Origin of the sequence: Pseudomonas sp. H26/SER47-MNA-CIBAN-0231, from assembly GCF_040310465.1 — a bacterium.
Classification (GTDB): Bacteria; Pseudomonadota; Gammaproteobacteria; order Pseudomonadales; family Pseudomonadaceae; genus Aquipseudomonas; species Aquipseudomonas atacamensis.
The window spans coordinates 115,048-127,554 of sequence record NZ_JBEOPW010000011.1 but is presented as its reverse complement, the minus strand read 5'-3'; the positions used below and the strand labels follow the sequence as shown (position 1 = coordinate 127,554).

11 protein-coding genes are annotated in these 12,507 nt (G+C 60.9%); 7 read left to right on the top strand and 4 right to left on the bottom strand.

Features of this window, described 5'->3' with window-relative positions:
* Window positions 1-86: 86 nt before the first annotated feature.
* Together lptG and lptF are read right to left on the bottom strand one after the other, a co-directional pair.
* Window positions 87-1,148, bottom strand: coding sequence for an LPS export ABC transporter permease LptG (gene lptG / locus AAEZ10_RS17825; RefSeq protein ID WP_073473630.1), 1,062 nt, complete (start codon window positions 1,146-1,148; stop codon window positions 87-89).
* Complete coding sequence (gene lptF, locus AAEZ10_RS17820) at window positions 1,141-2,262, bottom strand: LPS export ABC transporter permease LptF (protein ID WP_016771566.1); 1,122 nt, start codon at window positions 2,260-2,262, stop codon at window positions 1,141-1,143. The genes lptG and lptF overlap by 8 nt, the downstream gene beginning before the upstream one ends.
* 296 nt (window positions 2,263-2,558) lie before the next feature.
* On the opposite strand from lptF, the gene AAEZ10_RS17815 reads away from it, so the two are divergent.
* From AAEZ10_RS17815 to rlmF, 5 genes are all read left to right on the top strand, one after another.
* Window positions 2,559-4,049 carry a leucyl aminopeptidase gene (locus AAEZ10_RS17815; RefSeq protein WP_039759172.1) on the top strand — a complete coding sequence of 497 codons (1,491 nt, stop codon included), beginning with the start codon at window positions 2,559-2,561 and terminating at the stop codon, window positions 4,047-4,049.
* A gap of 57 nt (window positions 4,050-4,106) precedes the next feature.
* Window positions 4,107-4,535, top strand: a complete 429-nt coding sequence (locus tag AAEZ10_RS17810; protein WP_350570312.1) for a DNA polymerase III subunit chi — start codon at window positions 4,107-4,109, stop codon at window positions 4,533-4,535.
* A gap of 8 nt (window positions 4,536-4,543) precedes the next feature.
* Window positions 4,544-4,930: a hypothetical protein gene (locus AAEZ10_RS17805; protein ID WP_056783087.1), complete on the top strand. Its 387-nt coding sequence runs from the start codon at window positions 4,544-4,546 to the stop codon at window positions 4,928-4,930.
* Between the two features lie 198 nt (window positions 4,931-5,128).
* Entirely contained in the window at window positions 5,129-7,975 is a 2,847-nt protein-coding gene (locus AAEZ10_RS17800) for a valine--tRNA ligase (protein WP_282384220.1), read from the top strand.
* A 233-nt stretch (window positions 7,976-8,208) separates the two neighbouring features.
* Window positions 8,209-9,228, top strand: coding sequence for a 23S rRNA (adenine(1618)-N(6))-methyltransferase RlmF (rlmF, locus tag AAEZ10_RS17795; protein WP_016771571.1), 1,020 nt, complete (start codon window positions 8,209-8,211; stop codon window positions 9,226-9,228).
* Between the two features lie 201 nt (window positions 9,229-9,429).
* On the opposite strand, the gene AAEZ10_RS17790 is transcribed toward rlmF, so the two are convergent.
* Window positions 9,430-9,711, bottom strand: coding sequence for an HU family DNA-binding protein (locus tag AAEZ10_RS17790; protein ID WP_003221909.1), 282 nt, complete (start codon window positions 9,709-9,711; stop codon window positions 9,430-9,432).
* Window positions 9,712-10,106: 395 nt separating this feature from the next.
* Here AAEZ10_RS17790 and yejK point away from each other — a divergent pair, with 395 nt between their 5' ends.
* Both yejK and AAEZ10_RS17780 read left to right on the top strand, forming a co-directional pair.
* Window positions 10,107-11,111, top strand: a complete 1,005-nt coding sequence (gene yejK, locus AAEZ10_RS17785; RefSeq protein ID WP_016771572.1) for a nucleoid-associated protein YejK — start codon at window positions 10,107-10,109, stop codon at window positions 11,109-11,111.
* A complete protein-coding gene (locus AAEZ10_RS17780) occupies window positions 11,111-11,461 on the top strand; it encodes a glutaredoxin family protein (protein ID WP_071174469.1) in 351 nt (116 codons plus the stop codon). The genes yejK and AAEZ10_RS17780 overlap by 1 nt, the downstream gene beginning before the upstream one ends.
* 83 nt (window positions 11,462-11,544) lie before the next feature.
* Here the strand turns inward: AAEZ10_RS17780 and AAEZ10_RS17775 are convergent, their stop codons facing one another.
* Window positions 11,545-12,480: a glutathione S-transferase family protein gene (locus tag AAEZ10_RS17775; protein ID WP_110600239.1), complete on the bottom strand. Its 936-nt coding sequence runs from the start codon at window positions 12,478-12,480 to the stop codon at window positions 11,545-11,547.
* Between the last annotated feature and the right edge of the window lie 27 nt (window positions 12,481-12,507).

Sequence of the window (12,507 nt, the reverse complement as noted above, 5' to 3'; positions counted from 1 at the left end):
CCTGTCACCCGGATCGCATGCAAAAACGCCCCGGTCTTGCGACCGAGGCGTTTTCATGGTTCAAGCGCTGAATGAAAGCTTGTTCATCAGCCCGCGCGTCTGAGCAGCCAGACACCCGCCAGCGCGCACACGCCGGCCGGCACCAGCACCGCAAACAGCGGCGAGAAACCGAACACCAGGCTCGATGGCCCCAGCAGATCCTGGACGATGCGGAAGGTGAAGCCCACCAGCACGCCGGTGAAAACACGCTGACCGAGGGTCACCGAACGCAGCGGGCCGAAGATGAACGAGATCGCCATCAGCACCAGCGCGGCGGTCACCAGCGGCTGCAACACCTTGACCCAAAATGCCAGCCAGTAACGGCCATTGCTCAGGCCCTGCTCGGCCAGATAGTGGATGTAGCCCCACAGACCGCTGATCGACAGCGATTCCGGCGCCATGACCACGGTGCTGAGCAATTGCGGGCTCAACGCCACGTCCCACTCCTCGCTCGGGGCATTGACGACCTCGGTGCTGCGCTCGTGGAACAGCGTGGTGGCAACGTCGGTGAGCTGCCACTTGGTGCCGTCAAACTCAGCCTTCTTGGCGAAGCTGGAGCTGAGCAGATGGCGCTCCTTGTCGAAGTGATAGCGCGTCACGCCGTACAACAGACCGTTCGGCTGCACCGCGTTGATGTGGATGAATTCTTCACCCTGACGGTGCCACATACCGTGCTTGGCGCTTTGCGCATCGCCGCTGCCCTGGGCCAGCGAGCGATTGGCCTGGGCCATGCTTTCGGTGGCCGGGGCGACGTATTCGCCAATCAGCACGCCGGCGAGCATCAGCACCAGCATCGGCTTCATGACAGCCCAGACGATACGGCCGATCGACACGCCAGCAGCGCGCATGACCGTCAGCTCACTGCTGCTGGCCAGACTGCCGAGACCGATCAGGCAGCCGATCAATGCGGCCATCGGCAGCATTTCATAGAGCCGGCGCGGTGCGGTCAGCAATACAAAGCCGAGCACGTCGACCAGGGTGTAGGTGTCGCTGACGTCGCCCATTTCATCGATGAAGGCAAACAGCGTCGCCAGGCCGAGGATGATCGCCAGCACGGCGATGATCGCCATGAACACGCTGCTGCCGATGTAGCGGTCGAGTTTAACCACGGGCCACCTCCAGCGCGGCGCTGCGACGGCTGGCCAGTTTCAGGCGCAGCGGCTCCCAATACAGCAGGCCGAGGCCGATCACCAGGAAGATCGCGTGCACCCACCACAGGCCGAGGGCCGGCGGGATCTTGCCTTTTTCGAGGGCGCCGCGAGCGGCAATCAGGATGGTCAGGTAAGCCATATAAAGAAGAATCGCCGGCAGCAGCTTGAGGAAACGCCCCTGACGCGGATTCACCCGCGACAGCGGCACCGCCATCAGGGTCACGATGAACACCAGCAAAGGCAGGGACATGCGCCATTGCAGTTCGGTTTTCGAACGGATGTCATCACTGCCCCACAGGGACGAAGTCGGCATTGCATCGCGATCGGTGACTTCTTCGCTGACATCCGGCTTGGGCAGCAGCACACCGTAGGTTTCGTAATGAATGGCGCGGTAATCGGCCTGCCCCGGGCTGCCGTCATAGCGATAGCCGTTGTCGAGGATCAGGTAGCGATTGCCATCGGGGCGGATTTCCTGACGGCCCGACTCGGCCACCAGCACGGAAATCCCGCGGTCCTTCTTATCGGCACCGAGGTTCTTCTGCGAAATGAACACGCTACCGAGATTGACGCGGTCGTCGCTCAGGGTTTCGGTGTAAGTCACCCGAGTACCGTCACGCAAGGCCTGGAAGCGGCCCGGTTCGAGGGTATCGAACTCGGTCAGCGCGTCCTGCTTGTTCAGCAGCAACTGAAACTGGTTGGCGCCCTGCGGAGCAAGGCCGAGGCTCAGCCACGCCACCACCAGTGCCACCAGCGTTGCCGGAAACAGGGTCATGCGAAACAGCTTCTGCTGGCTCATGCCGGTGGCCGAGAGCACGGTCATTTCGCTTTCGAGGTACAGGCGACCGTAGGCCAGCAGGATCCCGAGGAACAGGCCCAGCGGCAGAATCAGTTGCAGGAAACCCGGCAGACGAAAGCCCATGATCAGGAACAGCGAGCCCGGATCGAGCTGACCGGCCGCAGCCTGCGCCAGGTATTTGATGAAGCGACCGCTCATGATGATGACCAGCAGCACGGCACTTACGGCGCTGAGGGTCAACAGGACTTCGCGGGACAGATAACGGAAGACGATCAAACCAGACACTCCAGGGTTGTCAGGCTAAGGCGGCCAAACAAGCAAACACATCGACCGGCCCGCCATGCAGAGCGGTCGAAAAAAGATGCGGCATTATCCTGTGATTGGGTGCGCCTGTCACTGCGCACACTCATCCATCGCTGTAATCCTTTGCTGAGGGTTGTCAGGCGCGGGGAGCGAGGTTCAAACTGCGGCCCTTGTCGCAGGCTTTGGCCTGCGCCTCTTCTATCTATAAGCAGGCGACTGCGGACAACGTCGAACGCCTGCGTGTTGACCATTCATTCAGGGATCCGGACATGGAACTGGTTGTAAAAAGCGTTAGCCCAGAAACGTTGAAAACCGCCACCCTGGTGGTTGCCGTCGGCGAAGGCCGCAAACTCGGTGTCGCCGCCAGACTGGTCGACGAGTCGAGCGGTGGTGCGATCAGCGCCGTGCTCAAGCGTGGCGACCTGGCCGGCAAGGTCGGTCAGAGCCTGCTGCTGCACAGCCTGCCGAACCTGAAAGCCGAGCGCGTGTTGCTGGTCGGCGTGGGCAAGGACGAAGAACTGGGCGACCGTCCGTTCCGCAAAATCGTTGCCGGCATCCTCAACACCCTCAAAGGCCTGGGCGGCGGTGACGCCGTGCTGGCGCTGGATGAAGTCATCGTCAAAGGTCGCGACAGCTACGGCAAGACTCGCCTGCTGGCAGAAACCCTGGTCGACGGCGGCTACACCTTCGACCAGTTCAAGAGCCAGAAAGCCGAACCGCGCGCCCTGAAGAAAATCACCCTGCTGACCATCAAGGCTGCGCAAGCCGAAGTGCAGCGCGCCGTGAACCACGCCACCGCCATCGCCAACGGCATGGCCTTCACCCGCGACCTTGGCAACCTGCCACCGAACATCTGCCACCCGACCTTCATGGGCGAACAGGCGAAGAACCTGGGCAAAGAGTTCAAGGATCTGAAAGTCGAAGTACTCGACGAGAAAAAGATCAAATCCCTCGGCATGGGCTCGTTCTACGCCGTGGGCCAGGGCAGCGCCCAGCCGCCGCGCCTGATCGTCATGCAATACAACGGCGGCAAGAAATCCGAGAAGCCATACGCGCTGGTCGGCAAGGGCATCACCTTCGACACTGGCGGCATAAGCCTGAAGCCGGGCGCCGGCATGGACGAGATGAAGTACGACATGGGCGGCGCTGCCTCCGTGTTCGGGACCTTGCGTGCTGTGCTTGAGCTGAAACTGCCGATCAATCTGGTGTGCATCCTCGCCTGCGCCGAAAACATGCCAAGCGGCAATGCTTCGCGGCCGGGCGATATCGTCACCACCATGAGCGGCCAGACCGTGGAAATCCTCAACACCGACGCTGAAGGCCGTCTGGTGCTGTGCGATGCGCTGACCTACGCCGAGCGCTTCAAGCCACAAGCGGTGATCGACATCGCCACCTTGACCGGCGCTTGCGTAGTGGCCCTGGGCGCACACACGTCCGGCCTGCTGGGCAACAACGACGAACTGATCGACCAGTTGCTCAGCGCCGGCAAAGCTGCCGACGACCGCGCCTGGCAACTGCCGCTGTTCGACGAGTATCAAGAGCAGCTGGACAGCCCGTTCGCCGACATCGCCAACATTGGCGGGCCGAAGGCCGGCACCATCACTGCCGCCTGCTTCCTGTCGCGCTTCACCAAGAACCTCAACTGGGCGCACCTGGACATCGCCGGCACGGCATGGACCAGCGGCGGCAAGGATAAGGGCGCCACTGGCCGTCCGGTTCCACTGCTGACCCAGTACCTGCTGGATCGCGCCAAGGCCTGAAACCGCTGAAAGGTGGCGTCACTCTCGGGTGACGCCGCTTGCCGCTCTGGAACCGCAATGACCAAAGTCGACTTCTATATCCTGCCCAGCGCCGATCCTTCAGCGCGCCTGGATTTCGCCTGCAAGCTCACCGAGAAAGCCTGGCGCATGGGCCACCGCATCTACCTGCATTGCAGCGATGCGGCCCAGCGCGACGATCTCGATGCGCGTCTGTGGGCATTCAAGGATGAAAGCTTCGTGCCCCACGGCCCGGCCGACAGCGAACCGGACGGTTTGATCGTGCTGGGACTTGGAGACGACTGCGGTGAGCATCACGATCTGCTGGTCAATCTCGACCTGAAAGTCCCGGCCTTCGCCAGCAAATTCGCCCGCGTGGCGGAAGTGGTGGTGGAAGATCCAGCCATCCGCGCAGCGGCGCGGGAGAGTTTCCGTTTCTACCGCGAACAGGGCTATTCTCTGCAAGACCACCGTTTACAGCGACTCTGAGCACTCCAATGGACACTCCGAAACCGCAACAGAAGTCCGCACATCTGCTGGACGATCTTGAATCGATCCGCCAGTTGCTCGGCGATGACAACCTGCAACCGCCGCTCTTGACCGATACGGTCGATGACGGCGAACAGGAACAGATTCCGATGCTGTTCGATTCCGTCGGCAATCAGCCGGCGGCCGTCGAGCCGCCACCAGCGCCGCCGGCTGCCCCGGCTGCCGCACCGGTCGATAAAGGCCCGGACGCCTTGCTGCACCTGGACAGCGAACTGCGCGCCGCCGCGCAATTGATCATGCAAGACGTGATCGACGACTTCGCCCCGCACATCGAAACCGAAATCAAACGCCGCCTCGATGCGCGGATGGAGCGGCTGCTCAGCCAGTACGAATAAGCCCCAATCCTCTGTAGGAGCCAGCCTGCTGGCGATGGCATCACCTCGGTTTTCCTGAAAAACCGCAGTGCCTGCATCGCGAGCAGGCTCACTCCTACATTTAGATCTCCGCCAGACCTCCCCCGCTCGCCCTCGGCACCATGCCCCGCTATACTTCCCGGCTTTTCCTGAATAAATGCCAATAGGGTCCCGCCGCGCATGGATAAGACCTACCAGCCGCACGCCATTGAAACTTCCTGGTACAAGACCTGGGAGTCCGAGAACTACTTCGCCCCGCAAGGCGCGGGCGAGTCCTACACCATCATGATCCCGCCGCCGAACGTCACCGGCAGCCTGCACATGGGTCACGGTTTCAACAACGCGATCATGGACGCGTTGATCCGTTTCCGCCGCATGCAGGGTCGCGACACCCTTTGGCAACCGGGCACCGACCATGCCGGTATCGCCACGCAGATGCTGGTGGAGCGTCAGCTCGAAGCCCAGGGCCAGAATCGTCACGATCTGGGCCGGGAAAAATTTCTCGAAAAAGTCTGGGAATGGAAAGATCAGTCCGGCGGCAACATCAGCCGGCAGATCCGTCGCCTCGGCTCGTCCGTCGACTGGAGCCGCGAGCGCTTCACCATGGACGACGGCCTCTCGGAAGCGGTCAAGGAAGCTTTCGTGCGTCTGCATGAAGACGGCCTGATCTACCGCGGCAAGCGTCTGGTCAACTGGGACACCAAACTGCACACAGCGATTTCCGACCTCGAAGTGGAAAACCACGAAGAGAAAGGCTTCCTGTGGAACCTGAAATACCCATTGGCCGATGGTGTAAAAACCGCTGAGGGCGATGACTTCCTGATCGTCGCCACCACCCGTCCGGAAACCATGCTCGGTGACTCCGCCGTCGCGGTTAACCCGAACGACGAACGCTACAAAGCGCTGATCGGCAAATTCGTCGAGCTGCCACTGGTTGGCCGCCGCATCCCGATCATCGCCGACGATTACTGCGATCCTGAATTCGGCACCGGCTGCGTGAAAATCACCCCAGCCCACGATTTCAACGACTACGAAGTCGGCAAGCGCCACAACCTGCCGCTGCTGAACATCTTCGACAAGAACGCCAACGTGCTGCCTGCCGCCCAGGTGTTCAACCTCGACGGCACGCTGAACGAGAGCATCGACGGCAAGATTCCGGCCGAGTTCGCCGGCCTTGAGCGTTTCGAAGCGCGCAAGCAGATCGTCGCCGCGTTCGACGCCGCCGGCCTGCTGGTGAGTGTCAACGATCACAACCAGAAAACGCCGAAAGGCGATCGCTCCGGCACGGTCATCGAGCCGTGGCTGACCGACCAGTGGTACGTATCGACCAAGCCTCTGGCCGAGCCGGCGATTGCTGCCGTTGAAGACGGTCGCATCCAGTTCGTGCCCAAGCAGTACGAAAACATGTACTTCTCGTGGATGCGCGACATCCAGGACTGGTGCATCAGCCGTCAGCTGTGGTGGGGCCACCGGATTCCGGCCTGGTACGACGAGTCGGGCAAAGTCTACGTCGGTCGCGACGAAGCCGAAGTCCGTGCCAAGCACAACCTCGGCCCGGACGTTGCGCTGCAACAGGACAACGACGTACTCGACACCTGGTTCAGCTCCGGCCTGTGGACCTTCTCGACCCTGGGCTGGCCTGAGCAGACCGAGTTCCTGAAGAAATTCCACTCCACCGACGTGCTGGTCACCGGTTTCGACATCATTTTCTTCTGGGTTGCCCGGATGATCATGATGACCATGCACCTGATGAAGAACGAAGACGGCACGCCGCAGGTTCCGTTCAAGACTGTGTACGTACACGGTCTGGTACGCGACGGCCAGGGCCAGAAGATGTCCAAGTCCAAGGGCAACGTCCTTGACCCGCTGGACATCATCGACGGCATCGACCTGGAAACCCTGGTGCAGAAGCGCACCTCGGGCCTGATGCAACCGAAACTGGCGAAGAAGATCGAGAAAGCCACCCGCGAAGAATTCGCCAATGGCATCGAAAGCTACGGCACCGACGCCCTGCGCTTCACGTTCTGCTCGCTGGCCTCGACCGGTCGCGACATCAAGTTCGACATGGGTCGCGTCGAAGGCTATCGCAACTTCTGCAACAAGATCTGGAACGCCGCGCGTTACGTTCTGGACAAGGGCGAAGACTGCGGCCAGAACGGCGAAGCCTACGAGCTGTCGTTGGCTGATCGCTGGATCATTTCGCAGTTGCAACGCACCGAAGCCGAAGTGACCCGTCAACTGGATCAGTTCCGTTTCGACCTCGCCGCGCAAGCGTTGTACGAGTTCATCTGGAACCAGTACTGCGACTGGTATCTGGAACTGTCCAAGCCTGTGCTGTGGGACGAGAACGCGCCGGTCGAACGCCAGCGCGGCACTCGCCGGACGCTGGTACGCGTGCTGGAAGTGGCGCTGCGTCTGGCGCATCCGTTCATGCCGTTCATCACTGAAGAAATCTGGCAGCGCATCGCGCCGCTGGCCGGTATTCAGGGCAAAACGATCATGCTGCAGCCTTGGCCGGTGGCCAACGAAGAGCGCATCGATCCGGCGGCGGAAAACGACATCGAATGGCTCAAGGAACTGATGCTCGGCACGCGCAACATTCGTGGCGAGATGAACATCGGCCCGGGCAAGCCACTGCCGATCTTCCTGAAGAACGTCAGCGCTGAAGACCAGCGCCGCCTGAGCGAGAACGAAGCGCTGCTGAAGAAGCTGGCGCGTCTGGAATCGATCACCGTGCTCGCCGCTGGCGAAGAAGCACCGCTGTCCGCTACCGCACTGGTGGGCGAGATGGAAGTGCTGGTACCAATGGCCGGTCTGATCGACAAGGGCGCGGAACTGGCGCGTCTGGACAAGGAAATCCTGCGTCTGCAGGGCGAAGTCCAGCGCGTTGGCGGCAAGCTTTCCAACGCAGGTTTCGTCGACAAGGCCCCGGCCGAAGTCATCGAGAAGGAACGCGCCAAACTGGCCGAGGCCGAACAGGCCCTGGGCAAACTGGCCGAGCAGCATGCGCGGATTGCCAGTCTGTAACGGCAAACCGCACTGAAAAAGGGAGGCCCAAGTGGCCTCCCTTTTTTATTCCTGCAAAACCTCGAGTCCCCTGTGGGAGCGAGCCTGCTCGCGAAAGCGCTGTGTCAGCCGACAAATCTGCCGGATGTGAAACCGCCTTCGCGAGCAGGCTCGCTCCCACAGTTTGAACGGTGTTGCCTTCAGATGTGGGACAATGCCCGCCACTTTCAGCCATACCCGAATCGACCACGCCCATGACCGCCCCCCGCACACCCAAACCTGCGCGCAAGAAGCCTGACGCCGCGTCCCCGAGCAAAGCCGTCGAGCCGCGCGAGAAGGCCAGCCTGCATCCGCGCAATCGCCATCAGGGTCGTTACGACTTTCCGGCACTGATCAAGACCACGCCGGAACTGGCCAAGTACGTGATCACCAACCCGTACGGCAAGGAAAGCATCGACTTCGCCAGCCCCGACGCGGTACGGGTGTTCAATCGGGCGCTGCTCAAGGCGTTCTATGGCATTCAGCATTGGGACATCCCGGCCGACTACCTCTGCCCTCCGGTTCCGGGGCGTGCCGACTATGTGCACTTTCTCGCCGACCTGCTGGCGAGCATGAACGACGGCAAGGTGCCGCGCGGCGCGATCGTCAATGTGCTGGACATCGGCATGGGCGCCAACTGCGTGTATCCGCTGATTGGCAACAGCGAATACCGCTGGCACTTCCTCGGCTCGGAGATCGACCCGACAGCCGTGGCGGCGGCGCGAGCCATCGTGCAATCCAATGATCTGAGCAAAGTGATCCAGCTGCGCCAGCAGGAAAACCGCAAGCACATCCTTATCGGCTTGCTGGAGCCGGGCGAGCGTTTTGACCTGACCATGTGCAACCCGCCGTTCCACGCTTCGATGGAAGAAGCGACCAAGGGCAGCGAGCGCAAGTGGCGCGCCTTGGGCAAGGCCGACCCGAAACGCAAGCTGCCGGTGCTGAACTTCGGCGGGCAATCGGCGGAGCTATGGTGTGAAGGCGGTGAAGCACGCTTCGTGACGCAGTTGATTGCCGAGAGCGCGAACTTCCAGCACAAGGTGTTGTGGTTCAGCACGCTGGTGTCGAAGGCCTCGAACCTGCCGGCCATCGAGACGGCACTGAAGAAGGCCGGCGTGCTGGAAAGCCAGGTCGTGGAGATGTCGCAGGGCCAGAAGCAGAGCCGCTTTGTCGCCTGGACCTTCCAGACCAAGTCCGAGCAGCAGATCTGGCGGCGTGAGCGCTGGGTGCGCTAAGACACAGCAGATCGCTGTGGGAGCGAGCTTGCTCGCGAATGCGGTATATCAGTGACATTGAAGTTGACTGACACACTGCTTTCGCGAGCAAGCTCGCTCCCACAATGGTTTATGGCATTCATGAGTCAATCGCCAAATCGCAGACACAAAAAAACCGTGCCCCGGATCACTCCGAAGCACGGTTTTTTTTATCGCTGCGTCTTACTTGTTCACAGCGTCGGTCAGGCCTTTGGCCACAACCAGCTTGATCACTTTCTTTGCAGGGATTTCGATGGCAGCGCCAGTCGAAGGGTTACGGCCGGTGCGGGCAGGACGCTCGGTCACTTTCAGCTTGCCGATGCCTGGCAAGGTGATTTCGCCGCCGTTTTCCAGCTGATCGGCAACGATTTGGCCCAGTTGGTCCAGAGCGTTACGCGCGGTGGTTTTCGGCGCGTCGATAGCTTCAGCGATGTCGGCGATCAGTTGGTCTTTAGTAAGAGCCATGTAGTGTTCCTTCCCTATCAAATTCATATGGATTGCAGAGTGCAGTGTCAGCCATCGAGCCCGATCTTCTGGATCTGGCACCCTCGGCGATAACCACGACGAGTCGGGTTATAGATGCCGAAATCAGGGTTTGGTTCGACCTGACAAATGCTGAATGCACGCTTAACGCAGTGACTTCGCGTAAGACCGGGCAAAACTAGCACAGCGACAAGGAAATATCCGCCTCTAGCTACCCATTTGGTCAGCTTTATTGCGCTAAATCGGTAAAAAACCGCTTAAGGCCGGGTGCGCGCCCCGGTTTTGCCCTGCAACCCGCGCCAAAACCAGTGGTTGCGGTACACTGAGCGCTTTTTCGGGGGAGCCTGCCCTCCTCCCTTCCAACAGCCGAGAAGCCCATGCCGATCCGTCATTGCATCGTCCACCTGATCGACAAAAAACCCGACGGCACGCCCGCAGTTCTGCACGCCCGTGACTCTGAACTGGCCGAGTCCGCCGCCATCGAAAACATGCTCGCCGACCTCAACGAAAGCTACAACGCCAAACAGGGCAAAGCCTGGGGCCTGTTCCATCCGGAATCCGGCGCATTCCCGTTCAGCGGCTGGTTGAAGGAGTACATGGACGGCGGCCGTGACTTCACCGCGTTCAGTAAAGTGGCGGTCGAGCATCTGCAGAAGCTGATGGAAGAATCCAACCTGTCGGTGGGCGGCCACGTGCTGTTCGCCCACTATCAGCAAGGCATGACTGACTACCTGGCGATCGCCCTGCTGCACCACAGCGAAGGCGTGGCGGTGACCGACGAGCTCGACGTAACGCCTTCGCGCCATCTCGACCTTGGCCAGTTGCATCTGGCAGCGCGGATCAACGTTTCCGAGTGGCAGAACAACAAGCAGTCCAAACAGTACATTTCGTTCATCAAGGGCAAGAATGGCAAGAAGGTCTCGGAATATTTCCGCGACTTCATCGGCTGCCAGGAAGGCGTCGACGGCCCCGGCGAGACCCGCACCCTGCTCAAAGCCTTCAGCGACTTTGTCGAGAGCGAAGACCTGCCGGAAGACTCGGCCCGCGAGAAAACCAAGACTCTGGTCGACTATGCCAGCAGCCAGGCCAAGCTCGGCGAACCGATGGGCCTTGAGGAGCTGTCGGAGCTGATCGACGAAGAACGCCCGAAAGCCTTCTACGATCACATCCGCAACAAGGACTATGGCCTGTCGCCGGAGATCCCGGCGGACAAACGTACCCTCAACCAATTCCGCCGCTTCACCGGCCGCGCCGAAGGTCTGTCGATCAGCTTCGAAGCGCACCTGCTGGGTTCGAAGATCGAGTACGACGAAGAGAACGGCACCCTGATCATCAAAGGCCTGCCGACTTCGCTGACCGACCAGCTGAAGCGGCGTAACTGATGCTCGGCAATGTGCTGAAAAAAGTCGCCCTGGTGCTGCTGGTGGTCGTGGTCTATCAGAACTGGGGCAAGATCGAGCGAGTGTTCAATCCCTCGCAGATGGTCTCGCAGCAAACCCGGGCGCAAGCCAATGTCGTGCTCTATGCCACCGACTGGTGCGGCTACTGCAAACAGACCAAACGCTTTCTCGACAGCAAGGGCATACCGTTCAAGGAGTTCGACATCGAGAAGGATGCCGATGCGCGCAAGGCGTATGAGGCATTGGGTGGACGCGGGATTCCGCTGATTGATGTGAACGGCACCTTGATTCGCGGGTTCGATCCGGAAGAAATCCTCGCTGCCCTGAAATAAAATCAAGATCAAAAGATCGCAGCCTTCGGCAGCTCCTACATGAGATCGGTGTAGGAGCTGCCGAAGGCTGCGATCTTTTGCTTTTAGCGCGCTTCGATACGGAACCCAAAACGCGGAAAGTGCACATGCACCACGCCGCCACGTTCGTCTTCACGGCGAATGATCAACTCCTCGCTGCCGGCAAACAACAACTCGCCCACCACCGGATCAACGCCGTAATCGATAGCGGCAATTGCCACTTGCTGGCCCGCCTTGAAGCCGTTCGGATCAACGAACCGCTCATCCGGCAATGCCGCTGGCGTCGCGTTATGCGCGACCTCCAGTGCCTCGGCGGAAGACATCTCGCTCGCCGCGCCATGGCCGAACCCCAGCACCCGACCCAGCCACGCCGCGACCGCCGGATATTCATCCACCAGCGGCGCCGTGACGTGGGTCGCCTTGAGGAACCACAGCGGATGCGCCAGGGCGAAGTCGGCAATCGATGGCTCGCCGAAGAGGAAGTCGCCCTGCTCGCGCTGCAACTGCTGCTCAAGTCGCGCCATGATCGTCGGCCACTGATGTTTGGCCTGCTCGGCGGACAGACGCGTGGCGCTGCCACCGCTGAACAAACCGGCGCGGTCCGCCAGAAATGCCTTGATCGCTTCCGGCGGCAATTTGCCGAAACGCACCGCCACCGATTCCGGCTGGAACACCAGGCTCACCGCGTGCTGGAACACCACCGAATCGGCCCACGCCGCAAAACTGGCGCTGGTCATTTCCTGACCCTCGGGGAAGAACGCCGGCAGGGCTTTTTCCTGTTCCAGGCGTCGAGCGATCAGTGCGGTGTCGCAATAGATGTCAGCACCGATCTGCAACACTGGAGTCTTGCGGTAGCCACCGGTCAATGCCGTCAGATCCGGCTTTGGCATCACCGGGGAAATGTGCACCGAACGCCAGGACAGGCCTTTGAAGCCCAGCAGCAGGCGGGCCTTTTCGGCAAATGGAGAGGTCGGGTAATGGTGCAGAATCAACTCGGACATGCTCGGCTCCGCCGCTCAGATAGTGAG